The sequence below is a fragment of the Corallococcus sp. M7 genome, assembly GCF_054512695.1.
Genome location: NZ_CM137252.1, coordinates 7,083,876 through 7,107,246, shown reverse-complemented (window position 1 = coordinate 7,107,246; position 23,371 = coordinate 7,083,876). Strand labels below are relative to the sequence as shown.

The 23,371-nt window shown below is 71.6% G+C and carries 21 protein-coding genes; 11 read left to right on the top strand and 10 right to left on the bottom strand.

Translation table 11 applies throughout. From position 1 onward, the window contains the following. Positions 1–82: 82 nt before the first annotated feature. Positions 83–586 (bottom strand): DUF3592 domain-containing protein, encoded by a 504-nt coding sequence (locus ACX114_RS28440; RefSeq protein ID WP_459289611.1) that lies wholly within the window; start codon positions 584–586, stop codon positions 83–85. 170 nt (positions 587–756) lie between these two features. Between ACX114_RS28440 and ACX114_RS28435 the strand changes: the two genes are divergently transcribed. Beyond that, positions 757–1,590: a 3'(2'),5'-bisphosphate nucleotidase CysQ family protein gene (locus tag ACX114_RS28435; protein WP_459289609.1), complete on the top strand. Its 834-nt coding sequence runs from the start codon at positions 757–759 to the stop codon at positions 1,588–1,590. 181 nt (positions 1,591–1,771) lie between these two features. Here the strand turns inward: ACX114_RS28435 and mug are convergent, their stop codons facing one another. Beyond that, positions 1,772–2,326 carry a G/U mismatch-specific DNA glycosylase gene (mug, locus tag ACX114_RS28430; protein WP_459289607.1) on the bottom strand — a complete coding sequence of 185 codons (555 nt, stop codon included), beginning with the start codon at positions 2,324–2,326 and terminating at the stop codon, positions 1,772–1,774. Positions 2,327–2,467: 141 nt separating this feature from the next. Here mug and ACX114_RS28425 point away from each other — a divergent pair, with 141 nt between their 5' ends. After that, entirely contained in the window at positions 2,468–3,727 is a 1,260-nt protein-coding gene (locus ACX114_RS28425; RefSeq protein WP_459289605.1) for a glycosyltransferase 87 family protein, read from the top strand. 71 nt (positions 3,728–3,798) lie between these two features. Continuing rightward, positions 3,799–4,107, top strand: a complete 309-nt coding sequence (locus tag ACX114_RS28420; protein ID WP_459289603.1) for a hypothetical protein — start codon at positions 3,799–3,801, stop codon at positions 4,105–4,107. 18 nt (positions 4,108–4,125) lie between these two features. Here the strand turns inward: ACX114_RS28420 and ACX114_RS28415 are convergent, their stop codons facing one another. After that, positions 4,126–4,500 carry a DUF423 domain-containing protein gene (locus tag ACX114_RS28415; RefSeq protein ID WP_206791531.1) on the bottom strand — a complete coding sequence of 125 codons (375 nt, stop codon included), beginning with the start codon at positions 4,498–4,500 and terminating at the stop codon, positions 4,126–4,128. A gap of 102 nt (positions 4,501–4,602) precedes the next feature. Here ACX114_RS28415 and ACX114_RS28410 point away from each other — a divergent pair, with 102 nt between their 5' ends. Both ACX114_RS28410 and ACX114_RS28405 read left to right on the top strand, forming a co-directional pair. Then, on the top strand, positions 4,603–5,268 hold the full coding sequence (locus tag ACX114_RS28410) for an SET domain-containing protein (protein WP_459289601.1): 666 nt from the start codon (positions 4,603–4,605) through the stop codon (positions 5,266–5,268). Between the two features lie 52 nt (positions 5,269–5,320). After that, the gene (locus ACX114_RS28405; RefSeq protein WP_459289599.1) at positions 5,321–6,256 is read left to right on the top strand and encodes an acyl-CoA dehydrogenase family protein; all 936 of its coding nucleotides are present in this window, start codon (positions 5,321–5,323) and stop codon (positions 6,254–6,256) included. Between the two features lie 79 nt (positions 6,257–6,335). Here ACX114_RS28405 and ACX114_RS28400 read toward each other — a convergent pair whose 3' ends face one another. After that, positions 6,336–7,043: a hypothetical protein gene (locus tag ACX114_RS28400; protein WP_459289597.1), complete on the bottom strand. Its 708-nt coding sequence runs from the start codon at positions 7,041–7,043 to the stop codon at positions 6,336–6,338. A 120-nt stretch (positions 7,044–7,163) separates the two neighbouring features. Between ACX114_RS28400 and ACX114_RS28395 the strand changes: the two genes are divergently transcribed. Together ACX114_RS28395 and ACX114_RS28390 are read left to right on the top strand one after the other, a co-directional pair. Continuing rightward, positions 7,164–7,997, top strand: a complete 834-nt coding sequence (locus tag ACX114_RS28395) for a hypothetical protein (RefSeq protein ID WP_459289595.1) — start codon at positions 7,164–7,166, stop codon at positions 7,995–7,997. 12 nt (positions 7,998–8,009) lie between these two features. Next, positions 8,010–9,320, top strand: a complete 1,311-nt coding sequence (locus ACX114_RS28390) for a M18 family aminopeptidase (RefSeq protein WP_459289593.1) — start codon at positions 8,010–8,012, stop codon at positions 9,318–9,320. An 81-nt stretch (positions 9,321–9,401) separates the two neighbouring features. Here the strand turns inward: ACX114_RS28390 and ACX114_RS28385 are convergent, their stop codons facing one another. Continuing rightward, a complete protein-coding gene (locus ACX114_RS28385) occupies positions 9,402–11,534 on the bottom strand; it encodes a M4 family metallopeptidase (RefSeq protein ID WP_459289591.1) in 2,133 nt (710 codons plus the stop codon). A 372-nt stretch (positions 11,535–11,906) separates the two neighbouring features. Here ACX114_RS28385 and ACX114_RS28380 point away from each other — a divergent pair, with 372 nt between their 5' ends. Further along, entirely contained in the window at positions 11,907–12,491 is a 585-nt protein-coding gene (locus ACX114_RS28380) for a DUF2378 family protein (RefSeq protein ID WP_459289590.1), read from the top strand. Between the two features lie 23 nt (positions 12,492–12,514). Here ACX114_RS28380 and ACX114_RS28375 read toward each other — a convergent pair whose 3' ends face one another. Next, positions 12,515–13,528 carry a S1 family peptidase gene (locus tag ACX114_RS28375; protein WP_459289588.1) on the bottom strand — a complete coding sequence of 338 codons (1,014 nt, stop codon included), beginning with the start codon at positions 13,526–13,528 and terminating at the stop codon, positions 12,515–12,517. A 168-nt stretch (positions 13,529–13,696) separates the two neighbouring features. On the opposite strand from ACX114_RS28375, the gene uvrA reads away from it, so the two are divergent. The 3 genes from uvrA to ACX114_RS28360 all read left to right on the top strand — a co-directional run bounded on the left by uvrA (position 13,697) and on the right by ACX114_RS28360 (position 20,978). After that, entirely contained in the window at positions 13,697–19,000 is a 5,304-nt protein-coding gene (uvrA, locus tag ACX114_RS28370) for an excinuclease ABC subunit UvrA (RefSeq protein WP_459289586.1), read from the top strand. 34 nt (positions 19,001–19,034) lie between these two features. Beyond that, positions 19,035–19,595, top strand: a complete 561-nt coding sequence (locus ACX114_RS28365; protein ID WP_206791564.1) for a glutathione peroxidase — start codon at positions 19,035–19,037, stop codon at positions 19,593–19,595. Positions 19,596–19,844: 249 nt separating this feature from the next. Then, positions 19,845–20,978 carry a chemotaxis protein gene (locus ACX114_RS28360; protein WP_459289584.1) on the top strand — a complete coding sequence of 378 codons (1,134 nt, stop codon included), beginning with the start codon at positions 19,845–19,847 and terminating at the stop codon, positions 20,976–20,978. Between the two features lie 8 nt (positions 20,979–20,986). Here the strand turns inward: ACX114_RS28360 and ACX114_RS28355 are convergent, their stop codons facing one another. From ACX114_RS28355 to ACX114_RS28340, 4 genes are all read right to left on the bottom strand, one after another. Beyond that, on the bottom strand, positions 20,987–21,562 hold the full coding sequence (locus ACX114_RS28355) for a DUF4136 domain-containing protein (protein ID WP_459289582.1): 576 nt from the start codon (positions 21,560–21,562) through the stop codon (positions 20,987–20,989). Positions 21,563–21,692: 130 nt separating this feature from the next. Next, positions 21,693–22,181 carry a hypothetical protein gene (locus ACX114_RS28350; protein ID WP_459300312.1) on the bottom strand — a complete coding sequence of 163 codons (489 nt, stop codon included), beginning with the start codon at positions 22,179–22,181 and terminating at the stop codon, positions 21,693–21,695. Positions 22,182–22,186: 5 nt separating this feature from the next. Then, positions 22,187–22,732, bottom strand: a complete 546-nt coding sequence (locus ACX114_RS28345; RefSeq protein ID WP_459289580.1) for a zf-HC2 domain-containing protein — start codon at positions 22,730–22,732, stop codon at positions 22,187–22,189. Then, a complete protein-coding gene (locus tag ACX114_RS28340) occupies positions 22,732–23,304 on the bottom strand; it encodes an RNA polymerase sigma factor (RefSeq protein ID WP_459289579.1) in 573 nt (190 codons plus the stop codon). Before ACX114_RS28340 ends, ACX114_RS28345 begins: the two co-directional genes overlap by 1 nt. Positions 23,305–23,371: the final 67 nt, after the last annotated feature.

Below are 23,371 nucleotides of genomic sequence, written 5' to 3'. Positions count from 1 at the left end.
GTTGCGCATCGTGGGCCGCGTCTGTCGAAGCCTTCTGGAGAAAAGTGCTCAGCGGGCCACGCGACAGGGCGGCCGGCGTCGTCTAGCGGGCCTTCGCGCGCATCTGGGGGACGGCGCGCTTGCCGTCGCGCAGGGTGGAGCGGGCCATCTCCACCAGGCCCCAGCCGGCCACGAGGGCGAACGCAGCGCCCCCCAGCGTCAACACGTAGTTCACGAAGCCCGTGTCGCCGCACTGGAGGCACGCCACGGACGGATCCTCCGGCTCGTAGTGCAGCGTCACCGGGGCGCCCGCCGCGTAGTGGCGCGACACCGCCTGCGCGTCCGCGAGCGCGCCCGCGCCGTGGCCGTCGAAGGCCACCGTGTCGGAGGTGTACGGGACGCCGTTCACCTCGTAGCGGTAGCTCACCTCCGGGCGGAAGCTCACCGCGCGCTTGCTGCGCAACGTCTCCACGCGGGAGCTCACCACGGTGCCCTGCACGGTGGGCCAGTCCTTGCTCACCTTCGAGCGGTACACCATCCGGCCGCCCGCGAACGCCAGCGCCACGCCGATGCCCAGCAGGGCCAGCCCCATCAGCCACTTCATCATCGTTCGAGTCCTTGCTTGCCTCCCGCCGCGCTGCCCGGGGCAGGGAAGGCGAATCCCCCCTGGGAAGTGCAGCCCCCGGGCCAGGGCCTCCACCCTGGAGGGAGGGGGCGCGCGAGGCGGGGCAGATTTCCCCACGGGGGCAATTCGCCCCGGTAGACTCACCGGTCTCCATGCCCGCACTCGCCCACGAGCTCGAAGTCGCCCGGCGCATCGCCCGCCAGGCTGGTGACATCCTCCTCCAGGTCTACGCCACGGACTTCTCGGTCACGGACAAGGCCGGAGGCGCCGGGCCCGTCACGGTGGCGGACGAGCGTGCCAACGCCTTCATCGTGGGCGAGCTGCGCAAGGCCTTCCCGGCGGACGGCGTGGTGGCGGAGGAGAAGGAGGATGTCTCCGACGCGAAGCGCTTCAGCCGTTGCTGGTTCGTGGATCCGCTCGACGGCACGCAGGAGTTCGTGAACCGCAACGGCGAGTTCGCCATCCACATCGGGCTCGCCGTGGAGGGCCGGGCGGCGTTGGGCGTCGTCTACCGCGCGGTGGGGGACGTCCTGTACTCCGGCATCGTGGGCGAGCAGGGCTTCGTGGAGGACCCCCAGGGCCGCCGCGCGCTGCGCGTGTCGGACGTGGCGGACCCGGCGCAGCTGCGGCTCGTGGTGTCGCGCTCGCACCGCTCGAAGACGACGGACGCGGTGGTGCAGCGGCTGGGCATCACGAAGGAGCGGGAGTCCGGTTCGGTGGGGCTCAAGTGCGGCCTGCTGGCGGAGGCCCACTGCGACCTCTACGTGCACGTGAGCGACAAGAGCTACCGCTGGGACAACTGCGCGCCGGAGGCCGTCATCCGCTCCGCGGGCGGCGTGCTCACGGACCTGGCGGGCAACGCGTACCTGTACGACGGCTCCGAGCTCCAGAACCGCCGGGGCCTGCTCGCGTGCAACGCCGCCGCCTTCGACAAGGTGCTGCCCGTGGCCTCGCAGGTGGCCCGCGAGGCCGGCCTGCTGAAGTAGAGCGGCCTCGGCTGCGCCGCTGTCCGCGTGCGAGGGCAGCGGCTGCCAACCTCGCGAGCAGTCGCGAGGACAGGCCCGCCGAAGTAGAGCGGCCTTGGCTCCGCCGCCGCCTGCGTGCGAGGGCCGCGGCTACCCTCGGTGGGAGCCGAGCGCTAGGGTGGGGCCTCGGCCTGCGGGATGATCAGCGGACTTCCACCGCGCGGCGCAGCTTGCCGTACAGTCGCGCGAGGTCCGGGAGTTGGTAGCTGGCGTTGAGCCCGCTGGGATTGGGCAGCACCCACAGCCGCGTGTCGCCCAGCGTCTCCTCTTGCGGACCGAACTTCGCCTTCGGCCGCGAGAAGGCGGTGCGGTACGCGCCCAGCCCCAGCACCGCGAGGTACTTCGGCCGGTAGCGCTTCACCTTGCGCGCCAGCGACTTCGCGCCTTCCGCGTACTCCTCCGCGTCCAGCTGGTCCGCGCTCGCCGTGGCCCGGTCCACCACGTTGGTGATGCCCAGGCCCAGCGTCAGCAGCTCCTCCTGCTCCGCGGGCTTCAGGACGCGCGGGGTGAAGCCCGCCGCGTGCAGTGACGGCCAGAAGCGGTTGCCCGGCCGCGCGAAGTGCACGCCCACCACCGCGGAGTAGAGGCTGGGGTTGATGCCGCAGAAGAGCACCCGCAGGTCCGGGGCCAGCAGGTCCGGCATGGTGCGGCCGGTGGCGGCGAACAGCTCGTCCTTGGTGGGGCGGTGGAGCTTCATGGAGTGGGCAGTCCAGGCCGGAACCTAGCGGGTCGGGTGCCGCCTCGCACGCCCATGCGCCTGGACGCGCGCAGGGCAGGGAAGGGGACGGATGCCTTTCCCAGCGACAGCGCCCGGTCCTCGCGGGCAGAGTCACGCTTCGTGTCCGCACCGACATCGTCCGCGCCCTCGCGGCTGACGCCCAGACACTGGCTCGCGCTCGCGGCGGCCGTGGTGCCGCTGGCGTTCTACGCGTTCTCCCCACGCGAGGGCGACCTGCCGCTGTACTTCCGGACGGCCCGCGCGTTCCTGGATGGCGCGGTCCCCAACCGCGACTTCCGCTTCGAATACCCGCCCTACGCGCTCCTGTGGTTCGTGCCCGCGACGTGGGCAGGCGGAGACCTGCGCGGCTTCATCCTCGCGTTCGGCCTCCAGCTCACGCTCATCGACGCCTTCGTCAAATGGTTGCTGCTGTCCGAAGGCGTGCGCCGGTGGGGCACGGCCTGGCGCGCGTGGGTGCCGTTCGCGGCGTACTCCGTCGTCAGCTGGCTTCAGAGCATCCACTACCTCAAGCGCTACGACCTCATCCCCGCCGCGCTCGCGCTGGCCGCGCTGGTGGCCCTGGTGCGCCGGCGCGAAGGCCTGGCGGGCGCGGCGCTCGCGGTGGGTACCGTCACCAAGCTGTACCCTGCCGTGCTTGTGCCGCTGGCCCTGGCCGTGTGCTGGCGCCGGGGCACGAAGCCGACGCGGGCCCTGCTCACCGGCCTCATCGCGGGCGTGCTGCCACTGGTGCCCCTGAGCTTCGTCTGGCCGTGGTGGCGGTTCGCGGCCTTCCATGTCGAGCGGGGCCTCCAGGTGGAGGCCTTCAGCGCGGGCCTGCTCTGGGCCGCGCACCTGCTGGGCTTCGCCCAGGTCCAGTGGGTCCACGCCCCCGCCGCCTATGAGCTGCACGGAGCGGACGCCGAGATGGTCCGCGCCGTCACCCGCCAGGTGTGGGTCGCGGGCCTGCTGCTGGCCGTGGCGGTGTCCGTGCGCACCGCCTGGCGCAGGCCTCTGGCTCACGTCGAGGAGCTGGCCCGGCTGGCGCTGGTGCCGCTCGTGGCCTTCGTCATCCTCAATCCGGTACTGAGCCCGCAGTATCTCATCTGGCTCACCGGGGCCGCCGCGCTCGCGCTGCTCTCCGGAAGGGCGTGGCCGTCCGCCGTGCTGCTGGTGGCCGCCGCCATCACGCGCGGGCTCTTCGCGGGCAGCACCTACAACACGGGCTGGCAGCCCTCCTTCACGCTGCTGCTGCTCGCGCGCAACGCGATGGTGCTCCTCGCGGGGCTCGCCTGGGCCCGCGAGGCGTGGCGGTGGGGACGCCCTGGTGCCACGGTGCTTCCGGACGCGAAGGACGCACCCGCGCCGACACCGCCTCCCTGAAGCCCGGTCGCCTGCCCGGCATGGACCGGAGCGCCAATGCGAGCGCTGGGGCTCGTGATTATTGGGAAGCCATGGCTCGACCGGTGAACGTCAACGCCCTGCTGCCCATCGAGGCGGAGCTCCAGCGCGAGCGTGCCTCCGGGTTGCGCCGCTCCGGCGACAAGCTGGAGGGCGCCCTCGCCCTGGTGGCCCAGGCGGAGAAGGAGCTGCGCGCCCTGCATGGCGTGGCGCGCATGGAGCGCTACGCGGCATACCGCGCGCTCTGGAAGGAAGCGGAGCGGCTGCGCTGGAACCTCACTGTGCAGCGTGAGGCCTGTGGCCTGCGCAACCACAGCGACCTGGACCTCATCTACCCGATGCCGCCCCTGCTGAGGGAGTGACGCGGGCTGTTCGCCACTTCACGGAGAGGTGCGCCACGCGGCCACGGCGAAGAGCGCCCAGCCCGCGAGGAAGCCCAGGCCGCCCAGCGGCGTGATGGCGCCCAGCACCCGCACGCCGGACAGGGCCAGCGCGTACAGGCTGCCGGAGAACAGGACGATGCCCGCGAGCATCGCCCAGCCCGCGGACTCCAGGAGCGCGGAGGGGCGCACCGTGCCCAGGAGCCCCACCGCCACCAGCGCGAGCGCGTGGTACATGTGGTAGCGCGCCCCGGTTTCGAAGATGACCTGCAGGTCCTGCGCGAGCCGGGCCTTCAGCGCATGCGCCCCGAAGGCGCCCGCGGCCACGGCCAGGAAAGCGTTCACCGCGCCCACCACGATCCACCACCGCATCATCGAGTGCCTTTCTTCGCGCGCTTGACTGCGGCACGCTACACCGCGCTTCACGGCAGCGTCCTGGTTGAACACGCACCCGCCCCAGCCGCGCCCCTAATCGCGATGACGACTTCTTCAGCCTTCCAGCCGACCCCGTCGATTCCCTTCGAGCTGCGCCAGTCCCCCATCCAGGGCACGGGCGCCTTCGCCACCCGCCGCATCCGCAAGGGCGCGCGCATCATCGAGTACATCGGTGAGCGCATCACCCAGGCCGAGGCGGACGTCCGCTACGACGACGAGTCGATGGAGCGCCACCACACGTTCCTCTTCAACCTGGACGACGACACGGTGCTGGACGCGGGGACCCTCCACAACGAGTCGCGCTACATCAACCACTCGTGCGAGCCCAACTGCCAGTCGCTCATCGACAAGGGCCACATCCACATCTACGCGCTGCGCGCCATCGAACCGGGGGAGGAGCTGACGTACGACTACGCGTACGAGCGCACCCCGGAGATGGACGCGGAGGCCGAGTCGCTCTACGTCTGCCGCTGCGGCACCCCCTCCTGCCGGGGCACCATCCTCGCCCCGGAGAAGAAGGCCCCCGCGCGCCGCAAGAAGGCCCCGTCGAAGGCCAAGTCGACCTCCAAGTCCAAGGCGGCATCGAAGTCCAAGTCGACCTCCAAGGCGAAGTCCGCCAAGAAGTCGAAGGCCGCGCCGCCGGCCGCCGCGAAGAAGAAGCGGGGCACCCAGCGCTCGAAGTCCCCGGGCCGCCGCGCCGCGAGCTGACGGCACCAAACGGAAGCGCGCATGCTCCGGAGCCGGGCATTAGACTGGAAGCGTGAAAGACGTCCTGCGCTTCCTGCTCACCGAGGCCCCTGACTTTCCCGCGCTCGACTCCGTGGAGGCCTGGTGGCGCCGGCACCTCGCGGTGCTGCCGCGCTTCCAGGTGCCCGCGGACCTGGCGCTCGCCAGCGGTTTCCGGATGGACCGGATGGGGTTCGCGTTCTCCTCCGGCTATCAGGCCGCGCTGCGTTCGCTCTTCCCCCAGCTCCCGGCGGACCGGCGCGCCGCGCTCTGCGCCACGGAGACCGGCGGCGGGCACCCGGGCGCCATCGAGACGAAGCTCACGCCGAAGGGCGCGGGCTGGACGCTCGATGGCCTGAAGACCTACGTCACGCTGGGCACGCACGCGGAGGTGCTGCTGGTGGTCGCCTCCGAGGGCCGCGATGCCCAGGAGCGCAACCGCCTGCGCATGGTGCGGCTGGACGCGAGCACGTCCGGGGTGACCGTGGAGCCGCTGCCGCCGCTGGGCTTCGTGCCGGAGGTTCCACACGCGGCGCTGCGGTTGGACGGCGTGGAGGTGGCGCCGGAGGACGTGCTGCCCGGGGATGGCTACACCCGCTACCTCAAGCCGTTCCGCACGGTGGAGGACTGCCACGTCAACCTGGCGGTGCTGGGCTGGCTGGTGAAGGTGGCCCGCCGCTGCGGCTGGCCGGTGGCGCTGCGCGAGGAGCTGGTCTCCATCGCGGTGATGATCCACGCGCTCGCGCTGGAGGACCCCAGCGACCCGGCCGTGCACGTGGCGCTGGGCGGAGCGCTCGCGCAGATGCACCGCGCGCTGGAGCGCTGCGAGGTGGCCTGGGAGGGCGTGGACGTGGAGATGCGCGAGCGGTGGCAGCGCGACCGGCGTCTGCTCGACCTGGCCTCCAAGGTGCGCGCGAAGCGGCTGGAGGTCGCGCGGCAGCGGCTGGCCGGCGGCGCGGGCGAGGACTGACGCCTGAAAAGAGAAGCCCGCGAGGGGGAGGGGCTTGATGCCTCCTCCTCCGCGCGGGCTCTGGGGTGCCGCGGGTGTTTCAGTACCGCCCGCCGCCCAGCGCGGAGACGATGGCGGACAGGACGCGGTTCTCCACACCCCAGACGGCCTTGTTCATGCCCTTCACTCCCGCGCCGCGCATGTAGTCCGTGAAGTCGTGCAGGGCGGTGGAGCGCTGCATGCGCTCGGTGCTGGCGGCGTAGAGCAGCGGCGTGTTCGGCGCGCCCGTGAGGCCCAGGTCCGGACAGGCCTCCGACAGCGCCGCGCGGTCGATGCCCGTCACCGCGGACAGCATCGCCACGGTGAAGTGGTGCACCGGCAGCTCGCGCGCGTTGGGCACGCGCTCCAGCACCTTCGCGCGCGTCGCCGGGTCCGTGGCCAGCTGGGGCAGCGTCACCCGGGACATCTCCAGGATCTGCTCGTTGGTGACGTGCTTGTTGTCCAGGATGGCCCGGTCGAACAGGCTCTGCGGCGTGTCACCCTTGATGGTGATGTTCACGTCGGACAGGCGCTGACGCATGGTCTGGATGGCGCGCCCCACCTCCGTGCTCGGACCGCCACGCCACGACCCCGGCGTCGCCTGCACCGGCGCCATCGTCGCGCGGGCCCGCGCCAGCTCCGCGCGGTTGAGCACGTCCGCGCGAGACGCCGCGGTGGCCTGGTTGGTCCGGGCGGGCTGCGCGGCCGGGGCCTGCGTGCGGGCCGGAGCGACGGAGGGAGCGGCGGAACGGTTGCGGATCTCGGTCATGGTTGTGCCTTCTACCCTGGACTTCGGAGTACCGGATTATCGCCGGGAGAGCAGGGGAGTTGCCTTGCCATGCCCTCCCCAGCACGTGCGTTCCGCCCCCGTCCCGGTATGGTGCGCGCCATGTCCCCGCGCCTGCCCACCCAGTTCGCCGACCTCCTCACCCCGAAGGGCCGCCGCATTCTCGAAGGCCGAGACTCCGAGACGTGCGGAGCGCTCCTGGACCCCACGCGCCCCTTCATCGCGCTGCAGGGCGTCATCGACGTGAAGAAGGCGGCCGAGGCCCGCGACATCCTGGACGCCGCGCTGCGTGACACGCTCGTGACCATGGAGGACCCCATCCCGGAGGACTCCATCTCCGGCATGGTGGAGAACTACACGGAGGCGCTGCCCAAGACGGTCCGCGTGCGCACCGCGCTCCTGGAGAGCCGGCGCTCGCGCTCGTGGCGCGCGGCGGAGGCGGTGGGGCTGACGGCGCTTTTGCGCTCGGACACGTTCGCGGCCTTCGCGGCGACGGTGAGCGGCCGGCCGCTCAAGCGGGGCTGGGGCATCCAGGTGCTCTGCTACGGCCCGGGCGACTACACCGGCCCGCACAACGACCACCACCCGGAGGAGGCGGACGCGCGCGACGGCTACGTGGACATGCACGTGAGCCTCACCCAGCCCGCCGTGGACCACCAGTACCTCGTGTACGCGAAGGACGGGCACTTCTCCGAGCTGACGAAGGTCAGCACCGTGGGCGGCGTCACCGTGTACCGGCTGCCCTTCTGGCACTACACGACGCCGCTCGCCGCGAAGCCGGGCAAGGAGGACGCGGCGCGCCGCTGGGTGCTCCTGGGCACCTTCCTGGACGCCCCTCCCGGGACGCGCCCTTCCTCCACCGTCCTGCCGGCGGGCGCCCCTCCGCCTGTCCGGGCGGTGACAGTCGGACGTGGCACCGGGGCCGGACGGCGTTAGCGTGCCGGGCCCATGAGCCCGACTGACATCGACACGCAGGCCAACGACCTCCTCCAGTACATCGACGCGTCGCCCACGCCGTACCACGCCGTGCGCGAGACGGCGCGCCGCCTCACCGCCGCGGGCTTCCGCGAGCTGGACGAGCGCGAGTCCTGGTCGCTCAAGCCTGGAGACAAGGTCTTCGTCATCCGCGGCGACACGAGCATCGCCGCCTTCCAGCTGGGCACGAAGCCCGTGGACACCACCGGCTTCCGGCTGGTGGGCTCGCACACGGACTCGCCCAACCTGCGCCTCAAGCCCAACGCGCCCGTCAACCGCCACGGCTACCAGCAGCTGGGCGTCGAAATCTACGGCGGGGTGCTGCTGCACACGTGGACGGACCGCGACCTGTCGCTCGCGGGCCGCGTGGTGACGCTGCACAACGGCCGCCCCCAGCACCACCTGGTGGACTTCCGCCGGCCGCTCTTGCGCGTGCCCAACCTGGCCATCCACCTGAACCGCGGCGTCAACACGGACGGCCTGAAGCTGAACCCCCAGGAGCACATGGTGCCGGTGCTGGGCCTGGAGAGCGCGGGCCCCGCGGAGCTGAAGGGGCTGCTGGCGGAGGAGCTGGGCCGCTCGGGCGTGAAGGCCGCCGCGGACGACCTCTTGGGCTACGACCTGTGCCTCTACGACCTGCAGCCGTCCACGCGCTCCGGCCTGCACGGTGAGTTCCTCCACGCGCCCCGCCTGGACAACCTGGCCAGCTGCCACACCGGCCTCACCGCGCTCTTGAAGGACACCGGCCCGCGCGAGGCCACGGTGGGTGTGGTGCTCTACGACCACGAGGAGTGCGGCAGCCGCAGCGCGCAGGGCGCCGCGTCGCCGTTCCTCAAGGACCTCCTGGAGCGCATCGTCCAGGCGCACTCGGATGGGAGAGCGGACGCGTTCCACCGCGCCATCCGCCGCTCGTTCATGGTGAGCGCGGACATGGCGCACGCGGTGCACCCCAACTATTCGTCCATGCACGAGCCCAAGCACCAGCCGCAGCTGGGCGGCGGCCCGGTCATCAAGACCAACGTCAACCAGTCCTACGCGACGGACGGCGAGTCGTGGGGGTACTTCGCGGCGCTGTGCAAGGAGGCGGGCGTCACGCCGCAGCACTTCGTCACCCGCACGGACCTGGGCTGCGGCAGCACCATTGGCCCCATCACCGCGGGGCAGCTGGGCATCCGCACGGTGGACGTGGGCAACCCCATGCTGTCCATGCACTCCATCCGCGAGCTGGCCGCCGCGTCCGACGTGGCCCGCATGGTGGCGGTGCTGTCTCGCTTCTTCGCCTGAGCGGCAAAAGGAAGAGGCGGGCCCGGTGGTAAGTGACCGGACCCGCCTCGGGTGTTTCAGGAAGCTTCAGTCAGCGGACGACTAGTTCACGCCCACCGCGGTCCAGGCGTCCTTCACCTTCTGCACCTGGACGGAGTCCGCGCCGTGCAGGTCGGTGGCGGCCTTGATGGTGGCCTCGCGGGCCTGGGCGAACGTCGTCTTCGGCGTCATGTACGTGGTGAGGGCGCGGCCGAAGATCTTCAGGCCGTCCTCCATGCCGATGCCGCCCTTCACCTCCAGGCCGGAGGTGCGGTTCTTGCCACCCTCCACGAGCAGGTAGAAGGCGTTGTTGGCGATGCCGCTGGAGCCGTGCACCTCCGTCTGCTTCGGGTAGTTCTTGTAGTTGTCGACCGAGTAGCCGTCCTTGGTCGGGTCGTTCATGTAGCGCAGGCCGTCCTCATCGCTGCCGTTGTTCGGCGTCCAGGCGGCCTCGCCCACGGTCCAGTTCCACTTGGCCTCGGGGTTCTTCTGCGCGGCGAACCACTCCACGCCCGTGCCCATGATGTCGGAGAAGGCCTCGTTCAGGCCGCCGGACTCGCCGCTGTAGATGAGGCCCGCGGTGCGCTCCGTGAGGCCGTGGGTGATTTCGTGGCCCGCGATGTCCAGCGTGGTGAGCGGGCCGGACTGCTTCCCGTCGCCGTCGCCGTAGCTCATCTTCTCGCCGTCCCAGAACGCGTTCACGTAGTTGTTGCGCACGTGCACGTAGCTGGTGAGCTTCTCACCCGCGCCGTCGATGGAGTCGCGGCCCAGGATCTCCTTGTAGAAGTCGTAGGTCGTCGCCGCGCCGTAGTGCGCGTCCACGGCGGCCTTGGCGCGCGCCGGGTCGGTGGCCTCGCCCCACTTGTCGTTGTTGTCGGTGATCTTCGTCTGGCCGGACGCGGTGGTCTTGTTGTTCGCGTCGTAGGTCACCACGCCCTTGCCGCGCGTCGAGTCCTCCAGCGAGTACGTGCCGTCCGCTTCCTTCTTGGTCTTCAGGTCCACGTGGCCGCTGTACATGGACACGTCGTCCGCGGTGCCCGTGGGCGGGTTCTGCGGATCCGTCGGCGGAGGCGTGGTCTCCTTCGCGGTGATGTTCAGGCTCCAGTTGTTCAGGGTGCCCGTGTCACGCGCGGCCTTGTCCTCGACCGTGATGGTCCACTCGCCCTTGGCGCTCTCGCCCTTGAAGGCCTCCGTGAGGTCGAAGGAGCCGGCGATGTCGTCCACCGAGCCGCCCTTGCGGTCCTGCAGCACGGCCGTCTTGCCGGAGGGGCTGGTCACGGAGACCTTCAGGTCGCCGCTCCAGGTGTGCTTGATGTTCAGGTCGACGGACAGCTTGTCCACCGTCACGCCGTCCGGGATGTTGATCTTCGACTGGACCTGGCCCTTGTCCGGGATGGCCACGTTCGGGCTGCTGGTGCCGTTGACCTGCAGCGCCGCGGCGGCCTTCTTGCTCCAGCCGCCAATCTTGTTGAAGCTCTCCAGCACCGCGCCGGTGTTGGCGTCGATGATGTAGTTCTGCTTCTTGGGCTTCTCCTGGCCGGCGATCTGCGTCACCTCCACCTGGTAGGCGGCGCGGTACTTGCCGTCCGCGTCCTGGTAGACGACGCGCTCGGAAGAGGGCTGCTTGTCGGCCTTGCCGCCCAGCTCCTTCTTCGCGATGTCGATGGCCTGCTGCGGGGCCAGCTTGACCTTCTGGTTGCCCAGGCCCGCGGGGATGGGGTTCTGCTCACCGGTGACGCTGGACACCTTGCCGTCCGCGCCCAGGTGGCTGATCAGCTGCTCACCGAAGACCTTCACGCCCTCGTGCATGCGGTCCAGGCGCACGTGGGTCATGCCCAGCTCGTCGCGCTCCACGCTCTTGGGGGCGAGCGTCGGGCCGGCCTTGTTCGCGGCCAGCAGGTTGGACGCGGTCAGCGGCGGGGTGAGGGCCTTCAGGGACGTCTGGATGGCCTGCTGCGCCTCCTTGCTGTCCAGGGCGAGGCGGCCGACCTGAGCGGAAGCGGCCCCCGTCGTGGAGGCCTGCGCCGTCGTCGCGGCGGCGGCCGTGGGCTGAGCGCCAGCGGCGGCGCCCGTGCGGGAGACGGACTCGAAGCCGTCTTTCACGCGAAGGACGTTCTTCGCCTTCGCCGGCGCGGAGGTATCGGTGGTGGGACGGAGAGAAACGGGCGTCGAACCTTCGGTGCGGCGAATGGTCATTGATCACTCACACTGCAAGGGGGATGAACAATTCTCGCACGACGAACACAGAGAGTTTCCGATGGGTTGAAGAAGTTAACGCGGCAGCCCAGAAATCAGGGGATAGCGCCAGTGGACTTCCGGTGAATTCAACGGTTGACACACAATTTTTGCTTTCAGTAGGGGTCCATTGTGACCCGAATTCATGAAATCCCCGACGCGGGCCGTCATGGATCAGCGCGGGCAGGGTTGGGAAATGCGGAAGAAATGATTGGAAAAGTCCACAACAGCGGCAACCAGGCGGGCAGGCCGGGCGCGTGGAGGCTGATACACTGAGACACGGTTTCCCGGCCGGGATGGTGCGGGGGCTGGACCCTGGGGGGGTTACGAGACATGGAGCCGTGGATTCATCCGGAGACGCGGGAGGCGCCAGGCCTGCCGCCGCTGCTGGTGCGGGTGCCGCGCCGGAACTTCGAAGGGCTGTTCGAGCACTCGCTGCGGCCCTCGGGCCCGTTCGCGCAGGCGCTGCGGGACGTGGGCTACGACCCGGACACGGTGGAGGAGCGCCTTCCCCTGGAGGTGTGGCGCGCGTCGCTGGCGGTGGCGCGGCGGCATGCGTGCCCGGGCCTCGCGAGCGAGGACGCCAACCGCGTGCTGGGGACGCACTACGTGGAGGGTTTCGCGCAGACGCTGGTGGGGCGCATCTTCGCCGCGGCGGCGCCGCTCCTGGGCGCGGAGCGGTGCCTGGCGCGGCTGCCCACGTACCTGCGCGCGGGCCGTGAGGACATGAAGCTGGTGCTGGAGCCGGTGCGCGCGCGGGAGTGGCGGGCGCGGGTGGTGGACGCGGATCCGCTGCCGGACTTCGTGGCGGGCGTGATGGAGCAGGTGCTGCGCCGCACGCGGGTGCTGCCGCGCGTGGACGTGCTGGAGCGCGCCGAGCACACCTATTCGCTGCGGATCCGCTGGGACGAGGCCTGAAGAGGCCCGCGCGTCTCCCGCCGCTAGTTGAGGTACGTCTTCGGCGGGGGGCGCTTGCTGGCGGAGGTGGGCAGCGCCGGGCGGGACTGGCGCCACCGGCCGATGACGTCCATCAACCCGTCGAACGTGTCGCGCAGGGCCCAGGCCCGGTCCTCCAGGTCCTTCAGGCCCTCGCAGCGCAAGAGGCCGTCGCGCAGCGCTCGCTGGACGCCGGGGCAGTCGTCTCGCTCGTCGATGAGCTGTTCGGCGGTGTGCGCGTAGAGCCGGTAGCAACCCTCCACGTCGCCCCGGTTGTAGGCGGGCGCGCCCACGTTGATGGCCTGGCCCAGCAGCGAGGCCACGGACTCCACGGCCGGCGTCGCGCAGCCCTCCAGCAGGCCCACGGGATGCTGCGGCACCTGGCGCACGCGGGTGGCGCGCTGCCGGGGCGCGTCCAGCGCGGACAGCGGACGGGGCGGGCCGGGCGTCTTGAGCAGCGGCGCGATGTAGCGCACCGGGATGACCAGCCCCAGCGCGCGGCCGTTGGCGAGCGCCGCGGTGGCCAGGCCCACCACCTGCCCCTGTGCGTCCAGCACCGGCGAGCCGGACGCGTCCTCGGGCAGCGTGCGGGACAGCTCCAGCAGGGTGAGCCATTCACCCAGCACCTGCACCGCGCGGACCTCCAGGAGGCGCGGTTCGGGCGGCCGGTCCGCGTGGGCTTGCAGCACGTGCAGGGCCTCGCCCTCCGAGGGAAGCGTCGCCGGACCCAGCGGCAGGGCGGGCACCAGCTCCGGGACGGACAGGCACAGGAGGGCCAGGTCGCGGCGCTCGTCCACGGCCGCCACCTGCACCACCGGGGAGCGCAGGCCGTCTGGCAGCACGGCGGTGATGGCGCGCGCGCTGGCCACCGCGTGGAGGCTGGTGACGACGTGGCCTTCGGAGGAGATGACGAAGCCCGTGGCGGTGTGGCCGCCCAGCTCCAGCAACACCAGGGAGGCACTCGTGCGCCGCAGGGCCTCTTCGGCCCGCGCACGGCGTGCCTGGACGTCGTCGGACATGGCCACCCCCGTTCGGCCGGCATTCCCACGAAGACACGTTGGATGTGACCGGCCGCATCACGTTGTATCAGCCTGCCCGCTCCCCACCCAACCCACCCGGGCGGGGCGGTGTTGGCCGTCATGTTGTGATTGGCGCGCGAGTGTCCGGTCGTTAAACCTCCGGCCGGCATGCACAAGACCCACCTCGTCGGCGCCCGCACCCACAACCTCAAGGATTTGTCCGTCGATCTCTCCGAAGGAGAGTTCGTCTGCGTCACCGGCGTGTCCGGAGGCGGTAAATCGAGCCTCGCGCTGGACACGCTCTACGCGGAAGGTCAGCGCCGGTTCGTGGAGAGCTTCAGCCCGTACGCCCGGCAGTTCCTCGAGCGGCTGGAGCGGCCGCCCATGGACGCGCTGGAGCCGGTGGCCGCGGGCGTCGCGGTGGACCGGCGCGCGCCGGTGAAGAGCTCGCGCTCCACGGTGGCCACGCTGGCGGACGTGGAGCCATACCTGTCCGCGCTCTTCACCCGCGAGGCGATGCCGGTGTGTCCGGACTGTGGCCTGGAGGCGGTGCGCACCGACGCGCGCGTGGCGGCCAAGGCGGCCCTTCGCGAGCACCCGGATGCGCAGGGCGTCTTCACGTACCCGGTGCGCATCCCCGACACGGCCGCGTTCATCGACGCGCGGGCCCGCCTGCTGAAGGACGGCTACCACCGGCTGATGGTGCAGGGCGAGGTGAAGGAGCTGGAGACGCTCAAGCCGGGCGAGGCCACCGACCCCGCGGGCGTGGCGCAGGTGGTGGTGGACCGCGTGAAGCTGACGGACGCGAACCTGTCTCGCGTCACCCAGGCCCTGGAGGACGCGTGGGCGCGCGCGGATGGCGAGGCGCTGCTCTTCCTGCCGGAGACCGCGCCGAAGAAGCTGCGCCGGGGCCTGGTGTGCCCCAAGTGCGCGCGCGAGTTCGAGCTCGCGAGGCCGGGCCTCTTCAGCTACCAGAGCCCGGTGGGCGCGTGCGCGCCGTGCCGTGGCTTCGGGCGCACCATCGGCATCGACTGGGGGAAGGTGATCCCCAACCCGACGCTGAGTCTGGCGCAGGGGGCCATCCGTCCCTGGTCCGGCCAGTCCACGAGCTGGGAGCGGGAGATGCTCCAGCGCTACTGCAAGCAGAAGGGCATCCCCTTCGACAAGCCGTGGGAGAAGCTCACCGCCGCCCAGCGCGAGGCGGTGCTCCAGGGCGAGGGCGACTACGACGGCGGCCGCGTGTACCCGGGCGTGCGCGCGTGGTTCCGGTGGATGGAGGGCCGCACGTACAAGATGCACGTGCGCGTGCTGCTGGCCCGGTATCGCGCGTACACGCTCTGCGAGAGCTGTCACGGCGCGCGCCTCAACGAGCAGGCCCGCGCGTGGCGCGTGGGCGGCATCGACCTTCCGGCCTGGCACGGGCTGGAGCTGACGGACGCGCTGGCCCGGCTGGATGGGCTGAAGACGCTCACGGGGCAGGGCGACCTGGCGCGGCGCGAGCTGGCCGCGCGCCTGCGCTATCTCCAGCGCGTGGGCCTGGGCTACCTCACGCTGGACCGGCCCGCGCGCACGCTGTCCGGTGGCGAGGCGCAGCGCGTGTCGCTGACCGCGGCGCTGGGCACGTCGCTGACGGGCGCGCTCTTCGTGCTGGACGAGCCCACCGTGGGCCTGCACCCGGGGGACGTGCCGCCGCTCACGGAGGCCATCGCGGAGCTGGCGGACCGGGGCAACATCGCGCTGGTCATCGAGCATGATCCGCTGATCATCCGCTCCGCGCACCGCGTGCTGGAGCTGGGCCCGGGCGCGGGACGCAATGGCGGCAAGCTGTGCTTCGACGGCACCCCGGAGGCGCTGGCCAGGCGGCAGGACCTGCCCACCGGCCGCATGCTGTCCGGGGGCGCGGAGGCGCCGCGCACGCCGCGCACCCGCACCGGCGAAATCGTCATCCGCGAGGCGCGCGAGCACAACCTGAAGGACGTGTCCGTGCGCGTGCCGCTGGGCGTGCTGTGCGCCATCACCGGCCCCAGCGGCTCTGGCAAGAGCACGCTGATGGACGAGGTGCTCTACCGGCACCTGGCGCGCGGGCTGGGCGTGAAGGACGTGGAGGCCCCCGGCGCCGTGGCGGCGGTGGAGGGCGGGGCGCAGGTGGAGGACATCACCTTCGTGGACCAGTCCCCGCTGGGCCGCACGTCGCGAGGCAACGCGGCGACGTACACCAAGGCGTGGGACCGGCTGCGCGAGCGCTTCGCCTCGGAGCCCGACGCGGAGGCGCGGGGCCTGACGTCCGCGCATTTCTCCTTCAACGTGGACAAGGGCCGCTGCGAGGCCTGCTCCGGTGAAGGCTACGAGACGGTGGAGATGCAGTTCCTCGCGGACGTGGCCCTCTTGTGCGCGGTGTGCCGGGGCCGGCGCTTCAAGGAGGAGGTGCTCGCCGTCCGCCACCAGGGCTTCAGCGTGGCGCAGGTGCTGGAGATGACGGTGGACGAGGTGCTCCAGCACTTCGGTGACGACTCCGCGCTCAAGCGCACCCTGGGACCGGCGCAGCGGCTGGGCCTGGGCTACCTGCCCCTGGGCCAGCCCCTGTCCACGCTGTCCGGTGGCGAGGCGCAGCGGCTGAAGCTGGCGCGCGCGCTGGCGAGCGACGCGAAGGGCACGCTGTTCCTCATCGACGAGCCGAGCGCGGGCCTCCACGCGGAGGACGTGCGCCACGTGATGGCGTCGCTGCACGCGCTGGTGGACCGGGGCGCGAGCGTGCTCGTGGTGGACCACGACGTGTCGGTGATGAAGGGCTCGGACTGGATCATCGACCTGGGGCCCAAGGGCGGCCGGGACGGTGGCCGCCTGGTGGCGGAGGGCACGCCCGCCGACGTGGCGAAGGTGCAGGGCAGCGCCACCGCCGCCGCGCTCCGGGGCGAGGGCAAGCCGCTGGCGAAGGCGGTGAAGCTGCGCCGCCCCGGGAAGGAAGCGCCGCCCGCCATCGAGGTGGAGCACGCGCGCGAGCACAACCTCAAGGACGTGTCCTGCCGGATTCCCCTGGGGAAGATGACGGTGGTGACGGGGCCCAGCGGCTCCGGCAAGAGCTCGCTGGTGTTCGACGTTGTCTTCGCGGAGGGCCAGCGCCGCTTCCTGGAGACGCTGACGCCATACGCGCGGCAGTTCCTGCCCACGCTGCCGCGCCCGGACGTGGAGCGCATCAGCAGCATCCCGCCCACCGTGGCGCTGGAGCAGCGCACGTCGCGCGCGGGGTCCACCAGCACCGTGGCCACCGTCACGGAGGTGGCCCACTACCTGCGGCTCATGTACGCGAAGATTGGCGAGCCGCACTGCCCGCATGACGACACGCCCATTGGCGCCACCACGCCGGCCGCGCTCTACGCGCAGGTGCTGGCGACGAAAGGCGACGGGCAGGTGCTGGCGCCCGCGGTGCGCGCACGCAAGGGCACGTACCTGGACGTCTTCACCGCGGCGGCCCGCGCGGGCATCACCCAGGCCATCGTCGACGGGGAGCTGGCGTCCACGGACAACCCGCCACGCCTGGCGAAGACGAAGGAGCACGACATCGACCTCGTGATGTACGAGGGCAAGCTCGCGAAGCTGCCGCGCGAGGTGTTCGACGCGTCGCTCAACTGGGGCAAGGGCGCGGTGAAGCTGCGCGCGGGCAAGGCGGAGACGCTCCTGTCCAGCGAGCGCACGTGCCCGAAGTGCGGCACCGCCGTGCCGGAGCTGGACCCGCGCTGGTTCTCCTTCAACACGAAGCAGGGCCGCTGCGAGTCGTGCGAGGGCACCGGCGTGCAGGGCGGCGCCGCCGCGATGGCCGAGGGCGAGACCGCCCCGTGCCGCACGTGCGGTGGCACCCGCCTGTCCCCGGTGCCGCGCGCGGTGCGGCTGGAGGGGGCGCGCTACCACGAGGTGGTGCAGGCGTCGGTGACGGCCACGCTCGCGCGCGTGCGCACCTGGAAGCTCAAGGGCGACCGGGCGCTGTTGGGTGAGACGGCGCGGCAGGAGATGCTGCGGCGCCTGGAGTTCCTGGAGCGCGTGGGCCTGGGCTACCTGTCCCTGGACCGCAACGCCGCCACGCTGTCCGGCGGCGAGATGCAGCGCTTGAGGCTGTCCGCGCAGCTGGGCGCGGGCCTCACCGGTGCGATGTACGTGCTGGACGAGCCCACCATCGGCCTGCACCCGCGCGACACGCACCGGCTGCTCGACAACCTGCGCGCGCTGGTGGAGACGGGCTCCACGGTGCTGGTGGTGGAGCATGACTCGGACACCATCCGCGCCGCGGACCACCTGCTGGACCTGGGGCCCACGGGCGGCCGGGGCGGCGGTCACATCCTGGCGGAGGGCACGCCGGACGTGGTGCTGGAGTCGGACTCGCCCACCGCGCAGGCGCTGCGGGCCGCGCAGGTGCGGCCTCCGTCCGGCCGGGGGGAGCCGAAGGCCTGGGTGGAGCTGAAGGGGGCACGCGCGAACAACCTCCAGCGCGTGGACCTGCGGCTGCCGGTGGGGCGGCTCAACGTCGTCTCCGGCGTGTCGGGCTCCGGCAAGAGCACGCTCATCCGGCAGGTGCTGTACCCGGCGCTGCGCGACAAGCTGGGGCTCGTCACGTCGAAGGCCGGTGCGTTCGACGCGCTCAAGGGCACGGAGTCCATCAAGCGGGTGCTGTCGGTGGACCAGTCGCCCATCGGGCGCACGCCGCGCTCGGTGCCGGCGACGTTCCTGGGCATCTGGGATGAGCTGCGGCGCGTGTTCGCGGCCACGCCCGAGGCGAAGATCCGCGGCTTCGGGCCCGCGCGCTTCTCCTTCAACACGGCGAGCGGTGGCCGCTGCAAGGTGTGCGAAGGGCAGGGCGCCATCTCCCACGAGATGTCCTTCCTGCCGGACGTCGTCACGCCGTGCGAGGCCTGCAACGGGGCGCGCTTCGACGCCGCCACGCTGGAGGTGCGCTACCACGGGCTCACCGTGGGCGACGTGCTGCGCCTGTCCGCGGACGAGGCCAAGGACGTCTTCCGCGCGCTGCCCAAGGTCGCCGCGCCGCTGGAGTGCCTGGCGGACCTGGGCGTGGGCTACCTGCAACTGGGACAGGGCTCCAACACCCTGTCCGGCGGCGAGGCGCAGCGGCTCAAGCTGGCCGCGGAGCTGACGGCCACCTCCCGCCACGAGCCCACGCTCTACGTGCTGGACGAGCCCACCACCGGCCTGCATTTGGGCGACGTGGAGAAGCTCATCACCTTCATGGGCCGCCTGGTGGACCGGGGCGACACGCTGGTCGTCATCGAGCATCACCCGTCGGTCATCGCCGCGGCGGACCACGTGGTGGAGCTGGGGCCGGAGGGTGGCGAGGGCGGAGGCCGCATCGTGGGCGAAGGCACGCCGCGCGAGGTGGCGAAGCTCAAGACGCCCACGGGACGTGTGCTCAAGTCGGTTTTTTCCGCTGAAGAACCCAAGGCGCGCGTCGCCTCACGGGGACGGTGAATCCATGCGCTCCTTCCGGCATCCTGCGTCCGCCATGCGAACTCCTCTGCTGTGCACCGTCGCGACGGTGCTCTCCCTCTCCACGGCGGCCACCGCCGCGGACAAGACCGAGAAGAAAGCCATGTCCTTCCACCAGCTCTCCGCCAACCGGCTCGACGGCAAGCCCGAGAAGCTGTCGGACTTCCAGGGCAAGGTCGCCCTCGTCGTGAACACCGCGTCCGAGTGCGGCTACACGCCGCAGTACAAGGGCCTCCAGGCGCTCTACGACAGCTACAAGGACAAGGGCGTGGTCGTCCTGGGCTTCCCGTCCAACGACTTCGGCGGCCAGGAGCCGGGCACCTCCGAGCAGATCGCGAAGTTCTGCGAGCTGCGCTTCAAGGTCTCCTTCCCCATGTTCGAGAAGGTGAAGACCAAGGGCGAGGGCCAGTCCCCCGTCTACGCGTTCCTCGCCAAGGACCACGGCGAGCCCAAGTGGAACTTCCACAAGTACGTGGTGGGCAAGGACGGCCAGGTGAAGGCCGCCTTCCCCAGCAGCGTCACGCCCGACAGCCCGGAGCTGAAGGCCGCCATCGACAAGGCGCTCGCGGAGAAGTGACACCGGGGCAGGGCGCGCGCCGCTGGCGCCGCGCGCGCCTTTGCCTCGTCGCTGATGCCTCGCCGCTGGCGCTCCGCCGCCGGGCCCGCGCGAGTGGCCTGGTGCTTCGCTGCTCTCGTGCGCGTCGCGCCGAGGCCCATGCGCCCGCGCCGTGTGGGTTCCTCGGGTCCGTCTGGCCCTGAACGGTGGCGTCACCCTCGGGCCCTGCTCGGCGGTGGGGCAGGGCGTGCGCAGCTTGGGGCCCGGCTCATGTCCCTGGTTCTCCCATCCGCACGCGTCGTGACCGTGGTGCTGCTCACGGCGCTGTGCGGTGGATGCGCGTCGGTGGAGCCGCAGCGCTCGGAGCTGGCCACGCGCGTGGGCCGATCCGACCTGTCCGTGGCGGTGATGCGCACGCGGGTGCGGGACCTGGCCCGGCGCTTCTCCGGACTCATCGAAGCCATGGCGGACGACCTGGCCGTGCGCTCCGGCTCACCGCGAGTGGCCTCGGCCATGCTGCGCTTCAAGGCCAACGCGGTGCCCGCCGTGCAGAGCGCGCTCTTCCAACCGGATCCGTTGGCCGCGCTCATCGACACCTGGGCGCTGCTGGCCCAGCTCGAGGACTACCTGCCGCGCAACACCGAGGGCGCATCCCCGGAGTTGCTGGCGCACGCCCATGACTCGCTGGTGGCGCTGGAGTCCGAAGTGGAGGCCGAGTGGCTGGAGGTCACCGGCCGCGAGGATGCGACCCAGACCCGCGACCGGGTGCACGCCTGGGCCGCGGCGCATCCGCTGACCGGGCCGCTCGTCACGCGCGAGTCCACCACGGGCCTGCTGGCTTCCCTCACGGATGTGACGGGGGGAGGCCTGCGGACCACGGCCGCCGGACTCGTCGAGGACACGCGAGACCTCACCGCGCGCGTGGACCTCTACGCGACCAGCCTGCCCCGGCAGGCACGCTGGCAGGCGGAGTTGGTCGCGACGGATGCCCTGCACGCGCCCACCGTCCAGGCCGCGCTCACGGAGCTGGGGCGCACGGTGGACCTGTTGGACAGGGTAGGCGCGGTGGCCGCGAACTCACCCGCGCTCATCGAACGCGAGCGCCGCGCGGCGCTGGACGCGTTGCACGCCGAACGCATGAGCCTCCAGGAGTTCGTCACCAGCGAGCGGCAGGCGGTGCTCGCGGACGTGGGGCGGGAGCGGCAGGCGGTGGTGGACGCGCTGCACGCCGAGCGCGTGGCCACGCTCCAGCAACTGGACGGCCTGGCGCGTGGCTGGGTGGACCACGCGTTCGACCGGCTGGGTCCGCTGGTGGACCGCGTGTTCCTCTGGCTCACGCTGCTGACAGTGCTGCTGGGCGTGGGAGGCCTGCTGCTCACGCGGGCCTGGCGGCGCGCGCGCTGAAAGAGCGCCTACTTCTTCTCCTTCGGCTCGGGCGGGAACTCCTTCAGCATCTTCTCCACGCCTTCGTTGATCTTGTCGCCCTTGGCCTGGGCCTGCGGGCTGTCGCCCAGGTTCGCCTGGGCCGTGCCGCGCCAGACGAGCTTCTTCTCCTTCGCGTCCACCACGTCGAGGATGAGCGTGCCCACGTCGTACTGGCGCACATACGTCTCCGAGGGCCCGTAGTACGAACCCCAGAACGGATCCCACGGGTAGCCCCAGTAGTTGTCCACCGTCTCCGCGGACAGCCGCGTGTCGATGGCGCCCTGCCATCCGATGAGGAAGTCCGGGTCCGCGCTCGCGTCCACCTTCTGGTAGCCGCGGGCCTGGAGGTCGCGGTCCACCGCGCCCGTCACCTGGGAGTCGGTGATGGGGTTGTTGATGCGCGTGTCCGTCGTCTGCTGGGGATGCGTCAACCACGCGTAGGTGCGGAACTCGTTGATGCGCTGGACGGCGGCGGGGTCGTAGTTGGTGCCGACATCGACGCCCGCGCAGGACGCGAGCCCCAGGCCCACGAGCACGGGAAGAACACGGGACAGCAGACGCATGGCGGACTCCAGGAGGAGGGGCGCGTCCCTTGGGGGGCGGGACACGGTCAACGCCATGACGTTGGGGATGCCCCCCGGGGCGGACCGTCCGTGCCCGCCCGTCCGCCTCCGACCGTTGGGAGGGGCGTCCTCAGTCGCCGCGCGTCTGCTTCGGTCCCTTGGCCTTCAGCCCCTTCATGCCCTCGGAGCGGGCCATGACCACGGCCAGCCGCGCGCGCTTCTCCGGGGTCAGGTCCTTGGCGAGCGCCTGGTACAGCTCCCGGTCCAGCGCGGCGATCTGCGCGCGCGCGTCGAAGACCTTCTGCGCCGCCGCGTCCACCTGACCCAGCGCCGCGCTGTCGCCCCGCGACGCCAGGTGGAGGATGCGCGCCGAGTCCCGCACCTGCTCCCGCAGTGGACGGCGCCGGTCCTCGAAGCGGCGCAGCGTCTCATCCATCTTCAGGGCCTGCGCGCTGTCCAGTTCCAGCGTGTCCGCCAGCTCCAGCACCTGCCGCAGCCGCTGCCGCTGTTCGGCCCGGGCCATGCGGTCGGCGTCACGCGCGCCCGGATCCTTCGGCCCGGGCTGCGCCAGCGCCATCATCGGCAGCGCGAACACGAGCGCCCAGGTCATCCGCTTCATCGTCTTCACAGTGTCTCTCCCAGGTCGAAGTCCCCGTCCCCGTCCAGGCCGGAGTCATCCCACGACAGGTCCTCATCCAAGCCGTACCCCGAGCCGTCATCCTCCAGCGGATCCAGCCCGGCCCACGCCTCGAAGGCGGCCAGCGTCTCCGCGTCCACGTCGTCGCGGGCGCTCGTGGACTGCACGGAGGCCGGCGCCGTCACCGGGTGGGGCGCCTTGAGCCGCTCCAGCGCGGACGGTCCCAGCATCAGCGCCACCACCGCCGCGACGGCCGCGAGCGAACCCAGCGCCCGGCGGCCCATGCCCCGGCGCGTCTGCTCCCGGCGCCAGGCCGCGAGGGTCCTCGCACCCAGACCCTCCTGCGCGCGCACCTCGATGGGCGTCTGGGGCGGCAGCGCCACCAGCCCCAGGACCTCGCGAGCGGAGGCCACCTCCGCCTGACAGGCCGCGCAGGACTCCAGGTGGGCCTGGAAGCGCGCGGCCTCCTCGCCCTCCAGCGCCTCCGCGGCGTGGAGGCTCGCCTGCTCCTCGTATTCCACGCACGCACCCATCACTGCGTCTCCCCGGCCACGTCGGCCTTCAGTCGTTTCACCGCGTGGTGGAACTGCACCTTCGCGTTGTTCTCCGTGATGCCCAGCGTCTCCGCGATGTCCTTGAACGGCAGACCGCCGTCCACCCGCAGCGTCAGCACCTCGCGCTGACGGCGGGGCAGGGCGAGCACCGCCTGGCGCACCCGTTGGCCCTGCTGGGTGCGCTCCAGCGATGCGTCCGCGCCCTCGCCCATGTCCGCCGCCACGTCATCCGTCACCGACTCCACCAGCACCGGCCGCCACCGCAGCCCCTGGCGCGCGTGGTTCTTCGCCAGGTTGAGCGCCACCCGCACCAGCCACGAGCGGAACGGCGTGGGCGTGGTGGGCGTGAAGCGCGCGAACACCCGCCGCGATGCTTCCAGGGCCCGGAGGAACGCCTGCTGCGTCAGGTCCGCCGCGTCCTCCGCGCTCACGGTGTAGCGGCGCATCAGTGAGAAGACGAGGCCCCGGTGCCGTTCGAAGAGCTGGCCGAACGCCGTCGCGTCCCCCGCGAGGAAGGCCCCGCACAGGGCCTCATCCGAGAGAGCGCTCACGGCCCCACCGGGCCGCACCAGTCCTAGGACCCGTCCGCTCACAGGGGCGCAAACCCTCCAGGGGCCA